The organism is Rhizobium sp. LCM 4573 (assembly GCF_001854865.1).
GTDB lineage: Bacteria > Pseudomonadota > Alphaproteobacteria > Rhizobiales > Rhizobiaceae > Neorhizobium.
Genome location: NZ_MDDW01000003.1, coordinates 46,340 through 70,518, shown reverse-complemented (window position 1 = coordinate 70,518; position 24,179 = coordinate 46,340). Strand labels below are relative to the sequence as shown.

Here is a 24,179-nt window from a genome sequence, read left to right as displayed (position 1 = left end):
TTGCTAATTCTCTGCGGGTCAGTTCACTGTCCGGTCGACGTCAAACGCGTGTCCCCCAGCCTGATCGCGACGTTGCGGCCATTTTGCGCTGGATGAACTCCAGTGATTGTCGGAACGCCGATCTGGCTGTCGCCACTGAAGGATTTTTCGCTCTCTAATTCCGCGCTATCCTGAACCATCTTGCGAACATCGAAAGGAGAATGCTCGATGAACGCAAAGAAGATACTCGAGAAAATAGCAAGGTCCTCGGAACGGAGGACAGACGTTCCGACACCACCACCTGTCGAGTTGGTGGCCTTTATCGTGAGATGGGCACGCACCCTGAGGAACTGGAAGGTCTCGACGCTGGCAGATTTTGCCTGTGTATCAATTTCGACTGTCGAGAGAGTGGAGCGGGGGGAGAAAGTCGGCGAAGAAGCTCTCGATAGGATCGCACTTGCGCTTGGCTACGACAAAGGAGCGTTTTACGCACCCCGTATTCCGCTTGGGCCGGAACAGGTAGCAGGGGAGACGCTCGATACCCTCGCCAATCTCGAAGAGGTCTCGGTCGCACCCATGAAAACGCATCGGGCGGTCAGGGAGGCGATAAATTGTCAGGCCTTCCTGGTGCACCGACCTGACGTTCCCGACGCCTACGATCAGGACATCGCAAATCTCGTCGAGTGGCTCGACTTCGCTTCCTTCTCGTTGGCGGGCGAATTTCACTTAGACGGCGAGGAACTGCCGGGGCGTCGTAAGCTCTACAACGACATTTTGACGTCTGTGGCCGAAATGGAGCGCCGCGGTCTGACCGTCCTCGTGGGCGTCATGCATGCTCCCCAGCCGAATCTTCCTGACTGGAAGGTCGCTATCCTCTCCATCACTCCGAAACTGACCGATCCCGGCGCGATCAAGCGTGATTGTGTTTTCGTCGATCGACGAAGCGTAGTGCTGTCGGATATGTCGTTCGGTGACATCAGCTCGATCATCCGGAGCTCTTGAAAAATGAGCCGGTACATCACACTTAGAGGCCATCACCCGTCATAGATGGCTTGCCGCAGTGAGCTAGTCGCGCGCGATGCCGTCCGGGTTAATCGAAGGGCGCTCTCCGAAGGGATCGAGCGCCCTTCGTGCGATCAGCGGCAGAATTCAAGTCGGCGGGGGAGGCTACTTTGTCAGGCAACCATGACAGGTGCGGTTTCGATCATCTCGTCCTCATTATCGCATCGCAATCTTGGTATCGCCCATGTGCCTTTCGCTGGATTATAGACCCCTGGAAGAGGGAAGATGCGGTCGACGGTTTCGAAATCCCTGACGTTCAATGTTGCGATGGGCATATCGTAGACGATTGACGTTGCCGCTATGAAAAGGTCCTGGCCTGGTTTCTTCTTGTTTGCACGCTCGTTCACCAGCCACAGATGAGTCAGCGGCCTGCAACAAAGCATTTTTCCTAAAATCCGGGCGACCTCGGGTGTTGCAGCCGGGTACTCGAAGTCGGTTTCCAGTAGTTCATCCATCCACCGTCGAAGCTCCTCAGCTTTCTCCGGGTTAGATCGATGCTTATCTGCTATCCCGGTTTCTACTTCCAGGATGACCGCAAACGGAATGGCGACGCGCCTCTGCTGCCGAAGCCACGCAGATACGATGGGATGGGGTCGAGGCTTGCTAGATTCACTAAGTATGTTGGTGTCGAGCAGGAAAATATCGGTAGCCATGCTTGCCAACGTCCGCTGAATTTTGGCGGACACGGTCGCCGCTTGTGGTTAATACGATGTAAACCAACAAGTTGATTTACGTGAAGGCGTACAGGGTAGTTGACTCGCGGGCGAGTGTTCTCTATATGTTCCGCCATGACCCAAGCCACCCTGTTTCCGATACGAATACGTTGAGTGACGGCCGCGCGAGCGGAAGTTCCCATACTATTTGTATCGAGGTCATGTATGGCATCCCGAAATCATGCTCAGCCGAAGCTTCGCGGCATTATCGAAGCCCCTCAACGCACCAGTTTCCGAACGACGGTTAAGGGACCGGAACGCCCCATGTTCCGCTCGAAGGCCGTCCGAGACCTCTCCGCTATTCTGGAGCTAAACCGAAACATTCTCTCTTGGTCCTGCAATCCACCTCCGCTGACCTTGGACCGAAGGGACCACACGCCCGACCTTCACATGCAAGACACCGACGGCGGCTGGTGGATGCTTGATGCATTCGACCGTAAGCTGCCGGCAGACGCGGTGACTATTGCTGAAGCTGCCGCCTCACTGTCGTACCGCTATCGTGTGGTCGACAGATCGGAAATCTACGATGGCTTCCGTTTGAAGAATGCAGTCGATCTTCTTCGATATGTCGGCCATAATGTCCCGTTGGGAGATCGGGTAAGGCTTCTCGCCATCCTCGACGAGAGCGGACCACTTTCATTTGCGGATTGCCTCCGCGTCCTTCGGGAAACCCAGCCCATCGCAGCGCTCGCTTCCCTTATTCTCCAAGGACTCGTCGATGTTGAGCTCGATGAAGACCTTATCGGCCCGGAAACGATGGTGAGACGAATACGAGCCTGAGGCCGCTCGTCGTCAAACCCATCATTACCGAGGCAAATTATGACCTATTTTCCAACGCGGGCCACGCCGCCGCATAACTTGGCGACCCTTGTTGCGACGATGCTAATCAGACGCGCCATCCGTCCGTTTCTGTCTGCATCAAGCTTTGTAATCGCGATCAAACTCCCAAATGGAGTTGATGTGGAACTCTATGAACTGGCTGCCCGCAGGCTGTTGAACCCGGACCACATCATTGACACCGATGTAAAGCCACTCGTCGATGCAGCATCCGARATCACGCCGGTCGGCTGGAATTTGATTTCGAAGTTCCGGCACGTTAACCGCGCCGTCCTGTTCTACACGGACGAGGACGAAATCTCCGCCGACCTTAGTCTCATGATCGACTATCGGACTGAAATCACGCCACCTGACGCGGGTCACTTCAAGGCCGCGGCGAAGAAGCTAGGATTGCCGATCACTGAGTCTGACGCCATCTACTTAGCCACAAAGTCCCTGCGCGATGTGAGACTGGCAATCCGCCCAGGCCGTCCAATCGATCGCCTTGTTCGGCGGTTGAAAGCGCTTCCGCCGGCAGATGTCGAGCCGTCTCCGAAGATGGCCGCACCTGGGACGCTCCGGCTCGAATGCATGGATGGATATGGCCAAGCGAAGGCCTGGGGCCTTCAACTGGCAAGCGACATCAAGCGGTGGATGCGGGGTGAAATCGAATGGAGAGACGTCGATCGCGGTATCCTGCTCAGCGGTCCGCCAGGCTCGGGCAAGACCACATATGCCCGGGCGCTGGCGAACAGCTGCGGGATCACGCTCATCGCCGAATCCGCGGCTTCGTGGCAAGCGAAGGGGCATCTGGGCGACATGCTCAAGGCCATGCGTAAAACGTTTGCAAGTGCTCGTGCCGCGCAACCCGCGATCTTGCTTCTGGATGAATTCGATAGCTTCGGCCATCGTGGAGTAGCAACGGATGGCCAAAATCACGACTACAAAGTGCAGGTCGTAAACGGGCTCCTCGAGTGCCTTGATCCAGGGGATGGGCGGGAAGGCGTTGTCGTGATCGCCACGACGAATAACCCGGAAGCGATCGATCCGGCCTTCCTGCGGCCAGGACGACTTGAACGGATCATCGATATCCCTTTGCCCGATGGGGAAGCACGGAAAGCAATCCTTGAGTTTCATCTTCGTCACGAATACGTGGGCGACATGGAGCAATTCCGCCTCTCTACAGAGGGTTGGTCCGGCGCGGATGTCGAAAAGCTCGCCCGGGACGCTCGTCGCCTAGCGCGGCAGGACGGAAGGGAGGAGGTCACGGAAGATGACGTTCTGGCCGTCATGCCGCCTGTGGTTAGGCTCACAGACGACGAGCGGTTCCGGCTTGCCGTTCATGAGGTTGGCCATGCCATCGTGGGATACACCCTTCGGCCTGAAAGTCTCGTCAAGGTAACAATTACTGAGAGAAGACCCCCGACGGCAGACCGGAACCACATGGGCACGACGCAGTTCGATGAACCGGTGCCGTTGATGGCCACGGCCAAACACTTCCAGGACATCATTGCAATCTTTCTCGCCGGCATGGCGGCAGAGCGTGCCATGTTAGGAGACCACTTCACCGGCTCCGGAGGCAACGCGTCGGCCGACCTGGTTATCGCGACCGACTTTGCGACCATGATCGAACGAAGCTTCGGCTTTGGAGATGACTTGCTGACGGACATGGGATCGGGTGGGCGACCAATGGAAAGTCTGCGCCTAGCCGACCCCACGTTACAGAAAGCGGTACGGCAAAGACTGGATGCCGAGTACAAACGCGCCACAGGAATTCTCCTAGACAACCGTCGCGCTCTGGAGGTTCTCGCAAGCCGTTTATCCGAAAACCTCGAACTCAGCGCGGACGAAGTCCGGGAGGTTTGTTCTGTCTCGGGCTCAAAGACGACCCGTAAAAATCGACGGAGGTTGGGATCATGAAGATTTGGGCCTTCTCGGACTTGCATCTGGAATTCGGGGTTCCTTTCGTGCAGCCATCGTCTGTTGACGCCGATGTGCTGGTTTGCTGCGGTGACTTGCTGACACGCGGTGTCGTTCCGAGCATAGAGTGGCTCGCGCGCCACATCGATCCTTCGCTGCCCGTTGTCTTTGTCGCCGGCAATCACGAATTCTACAGGGGGTCCGTTCAAGAAGGCCTTCGGGATGCGCGCGAAGTCGCCAGCCTCTATCCTAACCTGCACTTTCTCGAAAATGACGCGGTCGACATCTCAGGTGTTCGCTTCATCGGCGGCACATTGTGGACCGACTTCCGCATCACCGGACGCGATCCGCAGCTTGCAATGGCCATCGCTCAGTCCGGCATGAACGATTTTCGAAACATCAAGTTCGAAGTTGCCATTTCAGAAGTTCAAGCCAATCCACGCCTTTCGCAAACATATGGAGACACGAGCGTTCCTCGCGCGCGAACTGACGAATGCGGGAGATCGGAAAACCGTGATGGTTACGCATCACGCTCCGTCTGCCCGTTCTATATCGCCGGATTTTCGAGATGATCCACTTTCGGCTTGCTATGCCTCCGATCTGGAGGCCTTGATCGCCGAAGCGCAGCCGGCATTGTGGGTCCATGGACACGTCCACCACCGGAACGACTATCTGCTTGGGAGCTGTCGCGTCGTCTCGAATCCCAGAGGATATCCTGGCGAGAGGACGGATTTCGATCCATCATTCACCATTGATATTTAGGACAGGTTTCTCCATCGCGGCCGCCTCGTTGGTGCCCTGGTCGCATCAACGAGAGCGATCCGACGAATTTCGAAGACGCCAGAGTAGACTGGGAAATCATCGTTCCAGAGGTGGCCAATGTCTGTTCATATCTGATCTTCCCGCCACATCTACCGGATGTGTGGCCAGTGGTTCTGGAATTCGAACAGAGCTTTGTCAGCGCTTCCAAAGGCGAACGACGGAATTTCTGGTTAGACCTCATTACGGAGGATTACGCCGTCTGAGTAAAAGAAATGCTCGGAACCTTCGACGAGTTCATGAAGGAAGCCACGGGGCGGCAGAATGCGAAAACGCGGGAGTGGTGGAGGGAAGCGGGAAGGAGAAGGGAACGCCTCGTTAACGGGCCTTTTGTATGGAAGCCGTGTCAATAGTTATTGGGGGCACATATGAAAATTGGCACTACGATCCCGACGAAGCTGGGTTTCACATGTCCGATTCAGGGCGTCGCCCCAAGTGACCTGTAGCGTCGCGCATTTTCGATTTCTTCATTAGAGTATCGAGATTCGAGTACGCCTTGGCTTGCCATGGCCCTGATGTAAGGGTGTTCTAAATTCAACGCAGCGCCTGGGCCGTGCCTGTTTTCGATTTGAATTAGCTTCGCCAATGTGAGCTGGGCCTCCAGTATCTTGATACCGTCCTTTTCGGATAGATGATGTTCATGTCTAGGAATTTCATCTTTCAGCCAATTCAGCAGAAATCGGACATCGCCAACGGAAATACCGTAGCTCAGCAAACCGACCCGAGCTTCGGCGATCTCGCGCTTGGACAGCGGTGGGTAGGCCGCGTTGAAGGCATGGTCCTCGATCTGTCGGAGAACTATAGGCGATTTGAGTCGCGGTTGCCGTTTCAAGGTTTGATGGTTCGTAGAGGAAAAGGTATCCATAGCCGCTCCGTTTTCCCAATTCTGCTTTAGCGGGATGGCCGGCGCAATCACGCAGGCTTACGGACAGGTTTCCAGTTCACTGTTGGTAGTTCGGAACCATGGGTCACAGGACTTGGCAGTTTCGCGCCGAGCCGAGTTCGATAGTTCTACTGTCGATCTACCAAGAGTTGATCTCCGCTGATCGAGCGAACCTCTTGGGGCGAGGTCATATCAAACGGCGGCAGCCGCTTTTCCTCAACGGCAATGCGTATACACTGCAGAACCGTTGCAGTAGAAACGTTCGCGACGCCACCAGGGGTTTCGAACGTTACGAAACCGAGTGACGAAATATCATACTCATTTTCCGACAAGATGGCCTCCAACTCTCTGAGCGATTGCGAGCAATCGATCATTTCTCTGCGCGCGTTCAGGTGCGGTGTTCATTAGGGCCGCGAAACGTGCGTCATCGAAGACCACCTGCTGCTCAAGGATCAACGGCGCTTCTCCACCCCACGGAGCGGTTCCGAAAACTCGCATCGTCACGGATTCCTCGGTCTTCGCGTCAGGCAGAGGGCGTGTACGATGTCCTATGAATTCAAACGTTACTGAATAAAATGCGTCGCCTTTAGCTAATGCCTGCCTTTCGAATGTCGCATTCGGCTCGTTTTCCTGTATCGCTGCCACCAGCTCGTCGTTCCCCCAGATTGGGCGACCAAAGAGCGATTGTCGCCGAGAGAAATATGCGATCATCCAGGGAACATTCCTTAGGTGGGCACCCGTATAAAGATACCCTTCCTCTGCCAGCCAATCTCGGAGCATCTCCTCAGCAAGTGTTGTCGAAATGTGAAAGCCGAGTGTTTGAGACAACACATAAATAATCCGATCGAACTCTTCGATTGCGATTCTGATTATTTTTCTTCCAAACTCGGAAATATCCCGACGATCAGCCTTGTTTATGACTCTAGGGCGGTCGTACGCGCAGAAATCGTTCGAAATCCGATCAAAGTACGGGAAGCCATCCTTAGGCCGCCCCACATGACGCCCATGGGGCGTTACACCACCGGTATATAGGCCAATTAGACGCACCGGATTGTCGCATCTGGAGCAGACGGCAAAGTAGCCGGGGTCGTTGCCCCGAGGTCTGTACCAGGGATAGTTTCTTCCCAACACCTTTTCTGCGGTGTCCCGATCCACCTCGTAATCCTGCCGAGAGTCATGCATTTTCTTGAAATACCTTGCCATGGATCGCCGCCGCCTGATTAACCCAATCGAATGACAGGGGCGGGATAGCGCCGGTCTCTGAACAAAAGATCAATGCTTGGAGTATCTCGTGCAGGTCGAGTTGGAAGCGTTCGCCATTGCCTCGCACAAACTGGAATATCAGTGTTTCGGCGGTGGGCTCGAAATCTCCAATCAAGACCCCTTCAAGAGTTGCTATAGTCTGCGGGTCAAAAGGCAATGTGATCTTTTCATACATTTGACATGCTCCTCCCCAGCAAGCGTGCTGCAGGTTTTCGCAGCAAGCAAACGCCGATTTCACGTTATGAGTCAAAACCGTCCGAACCAGCCATGGCTTGGTTAGGGAAGAGGACGACTTCAGTCCAGAAGGGATGGATGGGTCGGTCTGCAGCGGAATGTTCTTCCTTGCAGCAGCCGGCCTTCTGAAGGGCAGTGCGGTTGACGCGCTGGGCTGTCGCGCAGGAGCTTGCCACGCTTCCCCGACACCCGTGTTAAGGGCGACGCGATCGTGTCACGGATGGCCTATGCGCACATCCGCAAAGAGCCAGTGAGGCATGATCTTGTTGTTGGATCGATCGCGCCGGATGTATGATTGAACAGATGGGGGCGCTGATGGATGTAGACGAGGCCTTGAGAAGGATTAAATTGATTGCGCCGATGTTGAGGCAGGACGTCGGTACCGCAGTTGCTTCGCATTCGGTGATGGAGGCTTGCAACGACGTGATCCCGCGGGGAATGAACGGCATCCATACCGTTTACAACGACACATACGGGATTGTTCAGAATGCGCTAGCGCTGAAACTGGCGATGGATATCGCCCGCATCTTCGATGTTGGTCAAAATCCGAAATTCCCTCCAGAGACGCAAGACAAAGCCTCTGTGCAGGTGTTGGGGGCGCTTTTCGAAATCCCTGGCGTAAAGGAGAGGTTGCAAGCTGAGGCGTCGAACTGGCTTCCCGGGATCGAAGACCTCAGGAGCGATGAGGAGGAGCAACCCTCGCCCGAAATTGCGGCAATAATAGAGGAAATCGAAGCCGAACATCGGGCTGGAGACCGTGAGACCTGCAGCAAGACGATCACAGCCTACCTCGAGATAGTTGCTCGCCTTTCAGAGGTAGGCTCCCACGAGGAGGCGGCCATCAAACGTGTCCGCGACTTCCGCAACCGTCGGCTGGCGCATTCGCTTTTCGATAAGGAACCCGACGCTTTGCCGATGTATTCTGATCTCAATCTCCTCCTTGCTCTCGCGATGGATGCCGCGAAGCATGCCTCATTGATCGTAGAAGGGTTAAATACTGAGTTCGATGAGCAGGCCGATCGGGATCGTTCGACAGCGGAAGGGTATGCTGCTTGCGTCCTGCAAGGACTTCGATGGGCCGAGTCGGCTTAGGGCAATACCACCTCCCGCTGGAGCCCGGCTTGATGTCGGACATTCCCAAGCTGGAGTGTTGATACGTCGGTGAGATTGTCAGGCTCTGCGACCTCAACTACGGCACATCAGCGAAGCGCATCGAAGTCGCGCTTCTTCGCTATAACAAGAACGRCCTCGTCGTTTCGAAAAGAATGGCCAGAGGGTTCTTAGCTTGGTACGGGTCACGGCATCTGTACGCGAATGGAAAACGGCTAGCAATTTCGGAATCCCCGCGCAAACTTCGATCGTTGGATGCAATGGAATTCGGTGGAGGTTGTGGTCCCATACCGGGCAAATATTGTGAAAGCGGGAGGGCAGATGCCGACGCATGGCGAGGACGATGAAACCGACGATCTTTTGAAGACGTTGATTTTTACGCTCGGGGTGATTGTCAACAGTGACGTGAATCGCCGCAGTTGCATCTCAGAAGCGTACGCCAACGCTCAGACGTTCGCCGCCACGATTCCGTTGGACGGTGGGTCGGYCCGGCCACGAATTGTCGCCTGTCTTGAACGTTTTGCGACGCACAGAGAAGCTGGAAGAGTGGAGGCAGCCGGCTGGATGCTCACCGCGATCGAGGAACGAATTGCCGAAAAAACATTGCCACGATGGAAAGAATTGCAGACAGTCGTCGATAAGGCCAAGCAGTTGCTTGTGGGACATGAAAGCCTCCATTGAAGTAATTAAAGTAGAGCGTTTAAGCTCGTGCAGCGGCGACGGCGACAGTGAACAGGAAAATTAAACTGAAAGACGGCCTGCGATACGAAGTATCACAGGCCGACGAAGAAAATCATATTGCTCGACTTAGCGAAGCAGATCAGAGAAAGGATGTCGTGAGCAGCCCGACCAATATTCAATACGAAGCCCTTAGTCCGCAACGCTCCGAATAGGTTCAACATCTACTTCAAACGCTATCGGCCGATAACGAAATTACTGTGACCCTTTCTTCGGAATTAGCTCATATGATCGCCAAGTTCCTCTCCGTTGCTCTGGATACTGGAGCAGTAGCGATCTTGCCGATCAGCCCAAAGATCACGCCCGAGCAAGCGGCGAAAATTATCGATAATGATTTCCCAAAGTAGTTGAGGCTACAAGCCCTCCAAAAATTCTTAGGTTCGGCCAGCCTGTTGGCGAAGGCTTAGATTCCTGATTCGTTTAGCGAATTTTCCCCGCGTTCTGGATGCGGCGCGAACACTGCCGTTTCACCCGCTTGACTCGAAGTATTAAAGGGAACAGAAGGAGAACAAATGTCGTTTTTGCACATAACATTCGCTTTCAACGCCAACAAAAGGAGGTTCGCGAACGATGACGCATGCGCGTACCTCAAGACTGATCGCCGAGCTACGAGGGAGGATCGCGCATCTCGAAGGCAATTCTACGCGGAAGGCTATCTCGTTGCCCTTCGGCGTGCGCGAGATAGACCTGCGGCTCCCGGGTGGTGGCCTCGCTTTCGGTGCCTTGCATGAAGTGGCAGGGGGCGGGGCGGGCACTGTAGATGGTGCGGCCGCTGCACTGTTTGCGGCGGGCATCGCCGCGCGTTCCACGGGAAAGGTTCTCTGGTGTCTGACGCGCCCCGACTTGTTCGCGCCCGCGGTCTCTCAGGCCGGGCTCCATCCCGACCGGGTCATCTACTGCGAAGGCGACAAGGACGAGGATGTCTTGGCTTCGATGGAAGAAGGCTTGTCTTTCGGCGGCTTCGCGGCCGTCGTTGGCGAGTTGGTTCGGCTACCTATGACTGCTTCGCGGCGTCTTCATCTTGCGGCGGAGAAGACAGGTAGCTTGGGCATCGTTGTCAGAAGGTGGCGACGGCAAACAGAGGCTTCCGACTACGGAAATCCGACGGCCTCAACGACCAGGTGGCGCATCAGCGTCCTGCCGTCGGAGCCGTTGCCAGTGGCGGGCGTGGGGAGGCCTCGATGGCTGGCGGAACTGATGAGAGTGAAAGCAGGCGAGTGTGCTGAGTTCGAAATAGGAGCCTGTGATGCCAAGGGTCGTATCTGTATACTTCCCGTTTCTCGGGACGGATCGCATTCGTCGTCATGGCATGGGAGCCGTGCCGGCTGACAAGCCGCTTGTCGTCATCTCGAAGTCGGGAGCGAAGCGGTGGGTCTCCGCCGTCGACATGGCCGCTCGCAAGGTTGGCCTGCGTGTGGGTATGCCCGCGAGTAAGGCTCAGGCAATGGTAGCCGATCTGGTGATGATCGATGYCGACCCGGTTGCGGATGCCGCCGCTCTCGAGCGGTTGGCCCTCTGGGCGCTCAGGCAATACAGCCCGATTGTCGCCGTCGATAACAGCGATGGCATCGTGATGGATACGGAGGGCGCAGCCCACCTTCATGGAGGTGAGGAGATGATGCTTTCCGGTCTTGTCAATCGGCTCCGAGGGCGCGGCCTGACTGCCCGAGCTGCAGTGGCAGACACTTGGGGTGCCGCACACGCGGTAGCAAGGTTGACGTCCGCAGAAACAACAATCGTTCCCGCTGGCGAAACGACGAAGGCCGTTGTCGCTCTTCCCATCCATTGTCTGCGACTGCCATCAGAGACTATCCAGAGTTTGCGTATCCTTGGTGTCGAAACCGTCGGAGAATTGTCGGCGATGCCCCGCGCTCCGCTGACATTGCGTTTCGGCCCGGAACCAGGACGACGGCTGGACCAGCTTTTCGGTCGTATTTCTGAGCCGATCGAACCTCTCCGAACACCAGAGCTTGTCGAGGTTTCCCGCAATTTTCAGGAGCCGATCGGCGCTCCGGAGACGATCGAAAAGTACGTCCGCCGTCTCGTCGGCCAACTGACGGCGGAACTGGAGAAGCGCGGTCTAGGCGTCCGTCGGTCTGACCTCGTCGTCCATCGCGTCGATAACACCCGCCAGTGTCTGCGTGCTGGCCTCTCAAAGCCGGTGCGCGATCCGTCCCGGCTTTCGAAGCTCTTGTGCGACCGCATTGAAAAGATCGATCCTGGTTTCGGTATCGAGAAGCTCACGCTAGTCGCCATTATGGCCGAGCCTCTCAAGGAGAAGCAGGTCGCGTCTTCGCTGATCCAGGAAGAAGCTGTAGATGTCACGCCAGTCATGGACATCCTCGGCAATCGTGGTCAGCGGCTGTACCGCCTGACCCCTGTTGCATCTGATGTTCCCGAACGCTCCGTAGCCCGTATCGCCCCGACGGCGGAGGAGACGGGAGCTGACTGGACCGGGAAATGGCAACGTCCAACAAGACTGCTTCCTAATCCGGAGCGGATCGAGGTGGTCGCCTTGCTGCCCGATCAGCCGCCCGCCATGTTCACCTGGCGTGGCAAGCGCCGCCGTGTCAAACGCGCCGATGGCCCAGAACGCATATTCGGCGAATGGTGGCAGCGCCCTCGCGAAATGYAGGCCGTGCGTGACTATTTCGTCGTCGAAGACGAGGTTGGGGAGCGCTACTGGGTTTTTCGGGCTGGCGATGGCGTGGATATGGAGACCGGATCACACCAGTGGTTCATGCACGGAGTCTTCGCATGAGGTATTCGGAACTCCAGGTCACGACTCATTTTAGTTTCCTTCGCGGCGCGTCGAGCGCCGAGGAGCTGTTCGCCCGGGCTGCCGAACTTGGGATCGAGGCTCTCGGTGTCGTCGATCGTAACTCCCTGGCGGGGATCGTGCGGGCATGGGAAGCTTCCAAGACCACCGGCGTCCGCCTGGTGGTCGGTTGCCGCCTCGACCTCGCGGACGGCATGTCGATCCTCGTCTACCCGACCGACCGTGCGGCTTACTCGCGCCTGACACGCCTGTTGTCGCTAGGAAAGAGCAGGGGCGGCAAGGGAAAGTGCATCCTCGATCTCACGGACGTGGAAGCGTATAGCGAAGGGCTGATCGGAGTTCTCGTTCCCGACGAAGCCGACGATGTTTATGCGCAGCAGCTCCGCAAGGTCCGGACTATCTTCGGCGACAGGGCATATGTCGGCCTGTGCCTGCGCCGGCGGCCGAACGACAGGCTCCGGCTTCACAATCTCTCGAACATCGCCCTCCGGCACAAAGTGAAGACCGTCGTCACGAACGATGTCCTCTTTCACGATCCGGGCCGGCGACAGCTGCAGGACGTCGTGACCTGTATCCGAAATCGAACGACGATCGACGATGTCGGCTATGATCGGGAGCGTCATGCTGACCGTTTCCTCAAGTCTCCGGAGGAGATGCACCGACTTTTTTCGGAATACCCCGAAGCGCTGGCTCGGTCGCGGGAGATCGTCAGCCGATGCAAGTTCGACATGTCCGAGCTCCAGTATCAGTATCCGGAAGAAGCCATTGTCCCCGGCTTGGACGCGCAGCAATCGTTAACCAAGTTCGCCTGGGAGGGGGCGGCCGATCGGTATCCCGAAGGCATTCCCGACAAGGTTCGTAAAGCGATCCTGCACGAACTCGAGCTTATCCGCATCATGAAGTACGCCCCGTATTTCCTGACGGTCTACAGCATCGTCAGGTTCGCGAGGTCGAAGGGCATCCTGTGTCAGGGGCGCGGCTCGGCCGCCAACTCGGCAGTGTGTTATTGCCTTGGCATCACCTCCATCAATCCCGAAACAGGCGATCTTCTGTTTGAGCGCTTCGTTTCGATGGAGCGAAATGAACCACCGGATATCGACGTGGACTTCGAGCATTCCCGCCGCGAGGAAGTCATTCAGTGGATTTACGAGACCTACGGACGTTCGCGGGCGGCCCTCTGTTCCACCGTCACACGATATCGAGCCAAGGGCGCGCTCCGCGACGTGGGCAAAGCCCTTGGGTTGCCGGAGGACCTCATTGGGCAATTGTCGTCGGGTGTCTGGGGATGGTCCGAGGAACGGGTGGGCGAGAAGCAACTCCGCGAAAACAATATGAATGCATCGGACTACCGCCTTCGACTCGCGCTCGAGTTGGCTGGCCAGTTAATGGGCGCGCCGCGGCATCTTAGTCAGCATCCGGGAGGCTTCGTGCTGACACAGGATCGTCTGGACGATCTCGTGCCGATCGAACCGGCCGCGATGGACGACCGACAAGTCGTCGAGTGGGAYAAGGACGACATCGAAGCCCTGAAGTTCATGAAGGTCGACGTGCTCGCTTTGGGCATGCTCTCCTGCATGGCGAAGTCTTTCGAACTCCTGACGGAGCACAAGGCGCTGCCTATGGGACTGGCGGATGTGCCACAGGAAGACCAGCGCACCTACGCCATGATCCGGCGCGCCGACACGCTCGGCACCTTCCAGATAGAAAGCCGCGCGCAGATGGCCATGTTGCCGCGCCTGAAACCGCGGACATTTTATGACCTGGTGGTGCAGGTGGCCATCGTCCGACCTGGCCCAATCCAGGGGGACATGGTCCATCCGTACCTCCGTCGCCGCGAAGGAAAGGAGAAGGTGGAGTTCCCGACGCCCGAACTCGAAGCCGTCCTCGGCAAGACGCTCGGCGTCCCGCTTTTTCAGGAAAGCGCGATGAAAGTTGCAATGACCTGCGCGGGCTTCACGGCGGGCGAGGCCGATCAGCTAAGGCGCGCCATGGCGACTTTCAAATTCACCGGCGGCGTCAGCAAGTTCAAGGACAAGCTCGTCGATGGAATGGTCGCCAATGGTTACACCCGAGAATTCGCGGAGAAGACGTTCGCCCAGCTGGAGGGCTTCGGGAGCTATGGCTTCCCCGAGAGCCATGCGGCATCTTTCGCGCTTATTGCTTACGCTAGCTCCTGGGTGAAATGCCATCATCCTGACGTCTTCTGCACCGCCCTGATTAACAGCCAACCGATGGGGTTCTATTCGGTTGCCCAGATCGTGACGGATGCCCGTCAACACGGTGTAGAGGTCCGGCCGGTGTGCGTGAACGCGTCACGGTGGGACTGCACGATGGAGAGGGCCGGAAACAGCGACCGTTTTGCTGTCCGGCTCGGCATGCGCGTGGTCAAGGGCCTATCCCAGGTCGACGCCGCACGGATTGTCCTTGCACGCGCAGATCAGCCATTCGAGAGCGCCGACGATATGTGGCGGCGCTCAGGCGTGCCGACGGCTTCCCTGGTGAAGCTCGCCGAAGCCGATGCATTTCTGCCGTCGTTGAAACTGGAACGCCGTCAGGCGCTCTGGGACATCAAAGCCTTGCGCGATGAACCCTTGGAACTGTGGGCGGCGGCTGACGAGCGCGAGGCTCATCCGGTCTCCGAAATGAATGAGCCCGCGGTCAAACTGAAATCCATGGCAGAGGGTAGGGAGGTCGTTGAAGACTATTCCCATACTGGGCTTACCCTCAGGGCGCATCCGATGTCTTTCCTCCGCCAGGACCTCAAGGCAAAGCGAATAGTCACGTGCGCGGAGGCCATGGGGGAGCGAGATGGTCGATGGCTTTGGACAGCAGGGTTGGTGCTCGTTCGTCAGCGTCCCGGGTCCGCAAAAGGCGTCATGTTTTTGACCCTCGAAGACGAGACCGGGATCGCCAACGCGGTGGTCTGGCCCTCTCTGTTCGAGCGCCAGAGGCGGGTACTTATGACGGCATCGATGATGGGCATCCACGGGAGGATTCAACGCGAAGGCGACGTCGTCCACCTCGTCGCTCAGCGGCTGTTTGATTTCTCCGGTGATCTGGCGAGCTTGGGTGAACGCGACAACGCATTCCCGCTGCCTCATGGCCGTGGTGATCAGGCAAGGCATGGAGGCGGGCCTGATCCGCGGGATAATCCCAAGCCTGCCGTGCAGGCGAGAGATATCTATATCCCAGACCTGCACATTGATACCTTGAAAGTGAAATCGCGGAATTTCCATTGAAGTTGAGTTGGCTTGCTCGTTCGAGAGCTGAGGGCAGTTGTCAAATTGGTTAGAACGAGACGACGAAAGCCACCGAACAATGGTGCCGCAGCGCAGAAAAACGTGGTAAGCGCCCACCAAACATCTACAGGAGTACAGAGTGAGCGAACCTACGGTAGCAGAGGCAACAAACCGGATTTATGAGTCCCTCCACGCGGACAATGCCGACATCGACATGCATATCGAAACTCTCAAGGCAGCGTTGACCCGAGCGGGTTTGAAAGAGGCCATATTCGACCCGGCTAGGCTCGTGCAGAACAATCGTTCTGGTCGGAAGTTAATGCAGGCCTATTTTCGGCAGCGCGGCGTGACGGTCAAATTCGCGGCCTCGTGACGCATTTCTCCGTGATGTGGAGTGGGCCGACTGCCCGATCGCTCCCACCAATACCCGACCGTGCCGCGCTCCAGGGCAGGCGTGGCACAAACGATCAAGCCGCATCAATTTATCGTCACGGGAACGACTTGGCCTCAAACGAACGGGACCGAAAAGTCCGCCCTCCGGTGTGTCTTCGAGGACGACGGGTGTCAGCGGCTCGCTACGGCCGCACATCAATAGTCCCTACAATATGTAGTTGAAATCGAGCTGCCATGTGTTCTACGGTTCTCGCGATCGTGGGGGCGAATATGAAGGTTGCGGGGCGCGCATTCTTGGCGGCTCTTCTCATGTCTGTGGCGTCAGCGCACGGGCATGCGAAAGAGCCCAAATCATCGGGCACAGGTTTCACGGTGACAGCCGACGGATGGCTGATGACCAACGCCCACGTCGTCGAGGGATGCGAGCGCATCGAGGTCAAGGGCAGGGGGATTGCAACCGATCCGCGGATCGATTCTATCAATGACCTAGCGTTGATCAAGGTATCATCGGATAAACCGTGGACGCCACTGGCGTTCCGTCGCGCTCCGACGCGGCTCGGCGAGGACATCGTCGCCATAGGTTATCCGCTGGCCGATCTCCTGTCGAATTCAGTCAAGATCACCACGGGCAACGTAAACGCACTGGCGGGCTTGAAGAACGACACCCGTTACCTCCAGATATCTACACCGATTCAACCCGGTAATTCGGGCGGTCCCGTCGTCGATCGTGACGGTTTACTGCTCGGGATAACCAGCGCCACGTTTTCGAAGAAGGCCGCGGATGAAATCGGGATCACTGCCCAGAACGTGAATTTCGCCATCAAAGCATCGGTCGCCGACCTGTTCATGCAGTCGCAAAACGTCACAAGCCTTTCGGGCGACAAGGACGGCGGGCACCCAGTTTTATCCACCGCCGATCTGGCGGATAAGGTTTCGCCGTCGGTTCATCAGGTTCTGTGCTATGGAAACGTGGAGCTACAGGCATCGGTGCAACGCGAGGAGATGGTAAAGAGCCTGCCGCGCCAGGTTGCCCCGACGACCTTGGTCGATGCCGCAGGTTACGACGCTATCGGCTTCGATTACACGACCCTGAAGGGGGTCAGCTATCAAGGATGTCGGAATGCTTGCGACGGTGACGGCCGGTGCAAGGCGATCACCTACAACGCCAAGCACCGTTTTTGCTTCCTAAAGGATAACGTGGTCGCCCTCATCCGGAACAGGGACGCCAGGGCCGCGTACTCCTCGTCGAAGGCGGCCGACCTCATCATATCAAACTTCACTAGCTACTCAGGCATGGACATTCCCGGAGGCGACTACAAGCGGCTTCGGCAGACGAACTACCTTGAGTGCTTTGTATCCTGCATCGGTGACAATGCCTGCAAGGCCTTCGCCTATGTGGCGAAAAAAAAGGAATGCTGGCTGAAGGATGAGTTGGGACGGCCGGAAGCGGCGAAGGGCATCGAGATAGGCGTAAAATGACCTGCGGCCGTTTTCGGTGGTCCTTTCCACCAATGCCGTATTTCTCACAAGCCTCGAACTTTCCAACTCCATGGTTGCTGGTGACGTTCCAACAATCTGATTTCTAAGTCGCGTTTGCGGGCGCGCCGGGTTGTAGTGATGCCACGCGTTCCGCATTTGCTATTTGATTGGCAAATTTCATTCTGACCCAACGTCGCTCATTGAACACCGCCATCATTTTCTCATGACTGAGATTCAAGGCTGCGCCGGGGCCTTCCTGTCTCTCTTGTTCTTGCCACACCTCGAGGCGTTTGCGGATGGCTTCGCACCTAAGCCTCTGTTCAGGTGAAAGGTTTTTGGACAGCCATTCGGACTTCGCTTGAAAGAGGTAGGAGACGAATGTCGCGTTGCCAGAATCTTCGAAATTGACGAGAAGATCAAAAGGCGTGGGTATAGAGTTTGACATGACGTTGTAAACCATACGCGCTCCCTGAAAGCCGACTTTCAAATGACCGGCTCTCCAAGCATCGCCCTATTATCTGACCGGCGCAAACGTTGTCGGAATGGTTCTTCTAAGCATTGCACTGGAAGACAAAGGGAATCGCCCAAGTGTCCATGAGCAACGACTGCGTCGCTGCGAGTAACTCGAGCTGGCCTTTGTTCTGTTGGCGGATAGCCTCTGCCTTCGAGGTCATGACGGGCTGTTTCACCCGACGTCACGCAGTCCGTGACGTTATCTTCTGGGCGATGAGCAAAGGGCGGCCTAGCGGCAGGCAAGGTACTTAAATAAGTCCACCGCGCTTGTCTACGATAGCAACTATTCTTGGCACAGGCCTGTTGTAAGCATTCACCACCGACGGATGCAACAAATCAAGGCAAGCTCCAACACCTTCGCGCGCTTCCTTCTCGGTCATGGACATCACTGCTGACTGGATTTCCTCGAATTCGCGTAGCTGATCTTCGTTGGCGTTCTGCCGATAGAACTCCTCGTTGYGATCCAATATGTTTCGAAGTGTGAACACGTCACCCATCTCTCGAAGGGAACGCATCACCCGCAATCCGCCTGACACTCTGTCAATAGCTATCTGATACATACCGAACCTCTCTAGTAATAGGTTCACCGAAGAATACAGCCGGCGCAAACGGGCAGAAAAGCAGTCAACCATCATATCCTTCGGGCGGTGCGCAAAGGAATGGGCGCAGACTTCACCGCCATTTCTGGCAATCAGCTGCCTGTCGCAGCCGAAGCACGCGCATCCGCATGCCAATCCAACGACAGCATCCCTCGCGACTAGGATCATGCTCTCTGTGCGCCCGCGCCGCCTGAAGCGCCTCGGATGGCGTGGCAAAATCACTGATGTACCCGGACGGGCTATAAAGATAGCTACGTAACCAAAGCTTTCGCCCGCCGATGATTTTGAAGAACGTCACGGCAACATAACCCGGAAGATCGTCTGCTCCGAGGCATTCAAAACTCTCGAAGTCGTCCAGGGGCACGTAGACATCGCTATCGTACCTATCGAAGTCAACCTCAGGGGGGGCTAGGATAAACTGGTCTGTCCCCAAAAGCTGGCAATTGCTAATCACCTCCGCGTAAAAGACGTGACGCATCGAAATCTAAGACCGCCTGGTCGGGCTGCTCGTTCCTGGCCGCATTGCATTCTTGGGAACAAGCCTCTAGTCTTCGATTGGCCGCCAGGCGGACCGGACGGCTAAGAACACGAGGCAGTCGAAACTGCCCGAAGAATCTCCAAGCGGTATCCAAGCCGCCCGCCATTTTCCCCTGTGAACCGAGCGTGCGTCGTTTCTGGCGCGGCTCATGGCTGTTTGGAGATGACAATGAAATATGCCCTCGTAGAAGGAATCCGTGTGGAGGCGACGGCAGGCGTTCGCGGGATTTGCCCCGGATGCTCATCGCCCATGATCCCCAAGTGCGGTCTCAGACGACTGCACCATTGGGCTCATAAGAGTACCATCGCTTGTGACCACTGGTGGGAACCCGAAACCGAATGGCATCGCGGGTGGAAGAACCAGTTTCCTGCGGAGTGGCAGGAGATCAGGCATGCCGCATGCAACGGCGAGGTCCACATAGCCGATGTAAAAACGGCGAGCGGTAGCATCCTCGAGTTCCAGTATTCGGCTATCACGCCCGAGGAGAGGGCCTCTCGCGAGGCCTTCTACGGCCGCATGGTGTGGATCGTGAACGGCACTCGGCTAAAACGCGATCTGCCGTCATTCCAGGAGTCGCTGACCCATGCTCCATCGGCCGAAACGAAGGCGCGGGCATGGCTTCTGTCGGATCAGACGTCGGCGATCATCGGACGCTGGAGAGGAGGCAGTCACCCCGTGTACCTAGATTTTGGTGATGCGGACTTTTCGTCGCCTTGGCTGCCTTCCACGGGATTGATCTGGTGGCTGACCTACTTTCCCCGCGGTCGCGTCATCGCGACGCCCGTCTACAAGCAGAGTGTCATCGACCATTTCCTTTCCGGCACTCCCATACGCGGTTTTGCTAGACCCATGCCACCTCGGTCTCGTCGATCTGCATTGCCGGTAGCATATCGTGCGAGGAAAGTTGCCCGGCGGTGGAGGTTTTGACCAAGCTCTCACAAGAGAAATTAGGTTGGCGGGGTGACATCCACCAATCATTCAGCCCAAACCCTAAGACGAAGCCTGAATTTGTAGAGCAGTTGCCGCTAGGATGAAGGGGAATCGGCTTCGGGATACAACCACGTACTTGAATGAAGGACTTGGGGAGGCGCTCGACTGCGCGGTGGTCAGCCACATGAGCAAGCTCACCCACGCTTTCGGTGTGGGCAATCTATTAAACGGAGTTCGAGGTGGGGGGCGATATTAATGGGCCGACCTGAGGTCTGCGCACCACTATCCTTGGCCTCTTTTTTACAGCTGTCGTCTTCGGCCAATCTCGGCGCATGTTCGTTCGCAGGTTGTTTACGCTGCCTTGATACGAACACCTCGTTCGAACATGAGGTATTTTATGACAGAGATCGTAATCAGCAAAGGCCCGAAGAAAATCATCATTGAGGGCTTCACCTTCTTTGAAGCACGCTCTCACATGGGTGTGTTCCTTGGAGCCTTCAGTGATGAAAACGCCGCATGGGGCGTAAGTGCTGATGTTCAGATAAAGCTCGTAGTCGAGAGCATCCTCAATAAACGACGCGAGGTTCAGAGAGAACAATGGTTTAGAGCGACGTTGTTCAAGCCCGATGGTCGGACAACTGTGCGTTATGCTGCTCTCGTATCCGGTTCTTGGACGGAAGCGTTTGAAACCGAGGAAGACCTATCGGGGGCACTGTCATACGAATCCTCGCGAGCGGCGACACCATATCCGGCACGTTGAGCGCGAATGGCGTTCAGCCTCCGAAGAATGGGATGATCGGTCTTCAACAGGCTGCCTTCACCATGAACATGCTCGTACTCTTCGCTTTTGGYGAGCCAATTTCTAGCGGCCGCGAAGACATCAGCCCACGGAGCCTGCCCAGATGTCTCAACGAATTCGCTCCATTCTTCCAGAATGAATGCGACACGCCGAACGCTCCCGACATCCATCGCGACCATTATGCCAGCAATGTAGATGGATTCGAATTCTTCTATGTCTCGTTGGTCAAGCATGAGCGGCCCCTTTCGATACCTTATTGCTGAATGGTAAACCTGATCAACGGCCGGCGCATCAACGATCGCCTCATGGCAAACAATCGCGCATCCCGACTCACTTCACGCGTCCCCAGCTTAAAGGTCTCGGCTTTGCCGCCCAACAAGGCCCACGAGCGCCGGCTCGCTGATCGCGCCATCGCCTGATGCCTAAGGTCAGGCGTGCCTCTCATCGCCAGGCCAGTTTGAACGTCCCTTTCATCAACTTTGCGGTCGAACCAGGTCCTTCGTCACACACTCCACAGAAATCGTCTCAATGGCGCTCCTTCAACGCTTCCCCCCTTTGTTCAAGAAAATTGACGTCAGTTGGCAATTCTGACGGCGTTGGAGCACTGCGCCGAGCTCGCTATGTCTCCTCCCAACGCTACCAACCCGGTTTTGCAAGAGACCGCTGACTCCCGAGAGCGGTCGTGCTGGCTGTCAAATAGGGAAGAAGGACGAATGGCCTACAACCTCAACATCAATGGTCGCAGCATGACCGTGGAAGCGGACGGCGACACGCCGCTGCTTTGGGCTTTGCGTGACATCCTCGGTTTCAAAGGCACCAAGTTCGGGTGCGGCGTGGGTCTCTGCGGTTGCTGCACCGTGCATATCGATGGTGTCGCGACGAGAGCTTGCCAGACGCCGATCGACAGCGTCGGGGCATCCGAGATAGCCACGATAGAAGGCTTGGCGACCACGGACCCCGGACGTCGTATTCAGAAGGCGTGGCTCGATCTCGAGGTTGTTCAATGCGGCTATTGCCAACCTGGTCAGATGATGTCGGCAGCCGCACTGCTGACCGAAAGCCCTGATCCTACGGATGAGGATATCGACGCGGCGATGTCGGGAAATCTGTGTCGTTGCGGAACCTACAACCGCATTCGCGACGCGATCAAATATGCCGCTCACCTCGATGCAACGACGATGGAGAACGCACAATGAAGCCCGTCTCCGATCTGCCACAGGCCGGGCTATCGCGTCGTTCCTTTCTCCTCGCCAGTGCAGCGGCTGGAGGAGGTCTTCTGATCGGTGTTTCCTTCGACCCGGCTTCTGCGAAGGAGGCTGTCAAACAGACCTTCGTCCCGAATGCATTCATCAGAATTGAGACGGACGGCACAATTATCCTTACGATGCCGTACGTGGAGATGGGGCAGGGCACGTACACCTCCGTTCCAATGTTGATCGCGGAGGAACTCGAGGTCGGTCTGGACGCCGTCCAACTGGAGCACGCACCAGCCAACGACACAGTGTACGCGCATCCGATTATGGGAGCGCAGGAAACGGACGGATCGCTTTCGATGCGGGCTGCATGGGACCCCATGCGGCAGGCAGGTGCCGCTGCTCGCATGATGCTGATCTCCGCCGCGGCGGCGCGATGGGGCGTAGACGCGACCGATTGTCATGCTGACAGTGGTTTTGTGATACACGGCAAGTCTGCTCGACGCATCGCTTATGGTGACCTTGCCGCGGACGCCGCAACGATGCCCGTGCCCCAACAGGTCATCCTCAAAGACCCTTCGTCGTACAAATTAATTGGTACGCCGCAGAAGCGGCTGGACGCACCGGAAAAGGTGGCGGGCACAACGCAATATGGGATCGACGTCGATTTACCCGGCATGAAAATCGCCGCGGTTATCGCATCGCCAGTGCTTGGAGGGCGGGTCGCTAGTGTTGACGATAGCGCCACGCGGAAAACAGCGGGCGTGCGCGATGTAATAAGCATTCATGATGCCGTTGCCGTCATCGCGGATCACTGGGCCGCGGCAAAGAAGGGGCTGGATGCGCTTGTGGTGACATGGGATGACGGGCCGAATGGCCAGTTCTCGACAGCTCAACACATGGCCAACCTCGAGAATGCCGCGGACGGCGATGGAGTCGTCGCTGTGCAGAAGGGCGACGTCGCGGGCGTGTTTTCACGGGCAGAGCGTCGTCTCGAGGCGGACTACCGGTTACCGATCTTGGCGCACGCGCCCATGGAGCCGTTGAACTGCACGGCACACATCCACGATGGCAGGTGTGATGTCTGGCTCGGAACCCAAGCCGCAACGCGGGCGCAAAAAGCGGCTGCCGCCGCTGCGGGCCTGCCGCTAGACCGCGTCGAAATCCATAACCAGTACCTCGGGGGCTCGTTCGGTCGACGGGCCGAGGCCGATAACGTCACACAGGCGGTTCTGATTGCGAGGCAGGTGGATTATCCCGTCAAGGTAATCTGGAGCCGCGAAGAGGATACTCAACATGACTTCTATCGGCCCGCCTACTTCAACCGACTGAAGGCTAGCCTCGATAGCGAAGGCCATATCACAAGCTGGCTTCACCGCGTCGTCGGTCCGTCGCCCCTGGCACGGTGGCTGCCGATCGCCGTGCAGAACGGTCTTGATCCCGATGCTGTGACCAGCGCGACAGGGCCCTATGAACTCTCGGATATTCACGTCGACTACGTTCGTTACGAGGATCACTCGTTCCAAACGGGATTCTGGCGGGGAGTGGGCACCACGCACAATGTCTTCATCGTCGAAGGTTTCGTCGATGAACTCGCGGCTCTCGCCGGGAAAGACCCGCTAGAGTTCCGGCGCGAGCACGTAAAGAACAACCCCCGGGCGCTCGCAGTGTTGGATAAGGCCGCAGAAGAATCCGGTTGGGGTACTCCGCTACCCGCCGGCACTGGACGAGGCATCTCCCTCCTGCAGGACTTTGGCGGCACGATCCTCGTTCACATCRCCGAGGCCACCGTGGATAAAACCGGGGCGGTGAGAGTTTCCAAGGTCACCTCGGTGGTCGATTGCGGAAAAATCATCAATCCCGACACCGTCAAAGCCCAGATACAGGGCGGCGCGATTTTTGGGCTCTCAGCGGCTCTGTACGGGGAGATAACCTTCACCGACGGACGTGTCGACCAGGGCAACTTCGACACCTATGCGGCGGTCAGAATGGACGAAGCGCCACGTGTGACGGTGCATCTGATTGGTAGCGGTGACAAGCCCTTCGGCGTCGGGGAATCCGGCACCTCAGGTATAGGGCCGGCCGTCGTTAACGCAGTCTACGCCGCGACAGGGAAGCGGGTCCGACAGCTTCCGGTCACCCCCGAACTTCTCAAGCCGTAATCAATTCCGAACGTCACC

General features: G+C 57.0%; 20 protein-coding genes and 1 pseudogene. 15 read left to right on the top strand and 6 right to left on the bottom strand.

Annotated elements, in window-relative coordinates:
• Positions 1-207: 207 nt before the first annotated feature.
• Positions 208-981, top strand: a complete 774-nt coding sequence (locus LCM4573_RS07185; RefSeq protein WP_071005592.1) for a helix-turn-helix transcriptional regulator — start codon at positions 208-210, stop codon at positions 979-981.
• Between the two features lie 173 nt (positions 982-1,154).
• Here the strand turns inward: LCM4573_RS07185 and LCM4573_RS07180 are convergent, their stop codons facing one another.
• Positions 1,155-1,694 (bottom strand): PIN domain-containing protein, encoded by a 540-nt coding sequence (locus LCM4573_RS07180; protein WP_071005591.1) that lies wholly within the window; start codon positions 1,692-1,694, stop codon positions 1,155-1,157.
• A 324-nt stretch (positions 1,695-2,018) separates the two neighbouring features.
• Between LCM4573_RS07180 and LCM4573_RS07175 the strand changes: the two genes are divergently transcribed.
• The 3 genes and pseudogenes from LCM4573_RS07175 to LCM4573_RS07165 all read left to right on the top strand — a co-directional run bounded on the left by LCM4573_RS07175 (position 2,019) and on the right by LCM4573_RS07165 (position 5,252).
• Complete coding sequence (locus LCM4573_RS07175; protein WP_244505259.1) at positions 2,019-2,534, top strand: hypothetical protein; 516 nt, start codon at positions 2,019-2,021, stop codon at positions 2,532-2,534.
• Between the two features lie 39 nt (positions 2,535-2,573).
• Entirely contained in the window at positions 2,574-4,490 is a 1,917-nt protein-coding gene (locus LCM4573_RS07170; protein ID WP_071005589.1) for an AAA family ATPase, read from the top strand.
• Positions 4,487-5,252: pseudogene (locus LCM4573_RS07165) on the top strand (metallophosphoesterase). Before LCM4573_RS07170 ends, LCM4573_RS07165 begins: the two are co-directional and overlap by 4 nt.
• 475 nt (positions 5,253-5,727) lie before the next feature.
• Here LCM4573_RS07165 and LCM4573_RS07160 read toward each other — a convergent pair.
• The 3 genes from LCM4573_RS07160 to LCM4573_RS07150 form a co-directional block, all read right to left on the bottom strand.
• Complete coding sequence (locus LCM4573_RS07160; RefSeq protein ID WP_071005588.1) at positions 5,728-6,174, bottom strand: hypothetical protein; 447 nt, start codon at positions 6,172-6,174, stop codon at positions 5,728-5,730.
• A 336-nt stretch (positions 6,175-6,510) separates the two neighbouring features.
• Positions 6,511-7,395, bottom strand: a complete 885-nt coding sequence (locus tag LCM4573_RS07155; RefSeq protein WP_131818947.1) for a hypothetical protein — start codon at positions 7,393-7,395, stop codon at positions 6,511-6,513.
• Positions 7,367-7,630, bottom strand: coding sequence for a hypothetical protein (locus LCM4573_RS07150; protein WP_071005586.1), 264 nt, complete (start codon positions 7,628-7,630; stop codon positions 7,367-7,369). The genes LCM4573_RS07155 and LCM4573_RS07150 overlap by 29 nt, the downstream gene beginning before the upstream one ends.
• 350 nt (positions 7,631-7,980) lie before the next feature.
• On the opposite strand from LCM4573_RS07150, the gene LCM4573_RS07145 reads away from it, so the two are divergent.
• From LCM4573_RS07145 to LCM4573_RS07115, 7 genes are all read left to right on the top strand, one after another.
• Positions 7,981-8,781: a hypothetical protein gene (locus LCM4573_RS07145; protein WP_071005585.1), complete on the top strand. Its 801-nt coding sequence runs from the start codon at positions 7,981-7,983 to the stop codon at positions 8,779-8,781.
• A 339-nt stretch (positions 8,782-9,120) separates the two neighbouring features.
• Entirely contained in the window at positions 9,121-9,480 is a 360-nt protein-coding gene (locus tag LCM4573_RS28240) for a hypothetical protein (RefSeq protein WP_071005584.1), read from the top strand.
• Between the two features lie 627 nt (positions 9,481-10,107).
• Positions 10,108-10,866 (top strand): ImuA family protein, encoded by a 759-nt coding sequence (locus LCM4573_RS28480; RefSeq protein WP_071005583.1) that lies wholly within the window; start codon positions 10,108-10,110, stop codon positions 10,864-10,866.
• The gene (locus LCM4573_RS07130) at positions 10,784-12,298 is read left to right on the top strand and encodes a DNA polymerase Y family protein (protein ID WP_198539689.1); all 1,515 of its coding nucleotides are present in this window, start codon (positions 10,784-10,786) and stop codon (positions 12,296-12,298) included. Before LCM4573_RS28480 ends, LCM4573_RS07130 begins: the two co-directional genes overlap by 83 nt.
• Entirely contained in the window at positions 12,295-15,555 is a 3,261-nt protein-coding gene (locus LCM4573_RS07125; RefSeq protein WP_071005582.1) for an error-prone DNA polymerase, read from the top strand. The genes LCM4573_RS07130 and LCM4573_RS07125 overlap by 4 nt, the downstream gene beginning before the upstream one ends.
• A gap of 139 nt (positions 15,556-15,694) precedes the next feature.
• Positions 15,695-15,928: a hypothetical protein gene (locus LCM4573_RS07120; protein ID WP_071005581.1), complete on the top strand. Its 234-nt coding sequence runs from the start codon at positions 15,695-15,697 to the stop codon at positions 15,926-15,928.
• 290 nt (positions 15,929-16,218) lie between these two features.
• Positions 16,219-17,427: a trypsin-like peptidase domain-containing protein gene (locus LCM4573_RS07115; RefSeq protein WP_071005908.1), complete on the top strand. Its 1,209-nt coding sequence runs from the start codon at positions 16,219-16,221 to the stop codon at positions 17,425-17,427.
• A gap of 103 nt (positions 17,428-17,530) precedes the next feature.
• On the opposite strand, the gene LCM4573_RS07110 is transcribed toward LCM4573_RS07115, so the two are convergent.
• Both LCM4573_RS07110 and LCM4573_RS07105 read right to left on the bottom strand, forming a co-directional pair.
• Positions 17,531-17,887: a hypothetical protein gene (locus LCM4573_RS07110; protein WP_131818946.1), complete on the bottom strand. Its 357-nt coding sequence runs from the start codon at positions 17,885-17,887 to the stop codon at positions 17,531-17,533.
• A gap of 301 nt (positions 17,888-18,188) precedes the next feature.
• Positions 18,189-18,500 (bottom strand): hypothetical protein, encoded by a 312-nt coding sequence (locus LCM4573_RS07105; protein WP_131818945.1) that lies wholly within the window; start codon positions 18,498-18,500, stop codon positions 18,189-18,191.
• A 739-nt stretch (positions 18,501-19,239) separates the two neighbouring features.
• On the opposite strand from LCM4573_RS07105, the gene LCM4573_RS07095 reads away from it, so the two are divergent.
• The 4 genes from LCM4573_RS07095 (at position 19,240) to LCM4573_RS07075 (ending at position 24,161) form a co-directional block, all read left to right on the top strand.
• The gene (locus LCM4573_RS07095) at positions 19,240-20,004 is read left to right on the top strand and encodes a competence protein CoiA family protein (protein WP_338012575.1); all 765 of its coding nucleotides are present in this window, start codon (positions 19,240-19,242) and stop codon (positions 20,002-20,004) included.
• Between the two features lie 400 nt (positions 20,005-20,404).
• Entirely contained in the window at positions 20,405-20,767 is a 363-nt protein-coding gene (locus LCM4573_RS07090) for a hypothetical protein (protein WP_071005576.1), read from the top strand.
• A 752-nt stretch (positions 20,768-21,519) separates the two neighbouring features.
• On the top strand, positions 21,520-22,002 hold the full coding sequence (locus LCM4573_RS07080) for a (2Fe-2S)-binding protein (RefSeq protein WP_071005574.1): 483 nt from the start codon (positions 21,520-21,522) through the stop codon (positions 22,000-22,002).
• A complete protein-coding gene (locus tag LCM4573_RS07075) occupies positions 21,999-24,161 on the top strand; it encodes a xanthine dehydrogenase family protein molybdopterin-binding subunit (RefSeq protein WP_071005573.1) in 2,163 nt (720 codons plus the stop codon). The genes LCM4573_RS07080 and LCM4573_RS07075 overlap by 4 nt, the downstream gene beginning before the upstream one ends.
• The last annotated feature ends 18 nt before the right edge of the window (positions 24,162-24,179 follow it).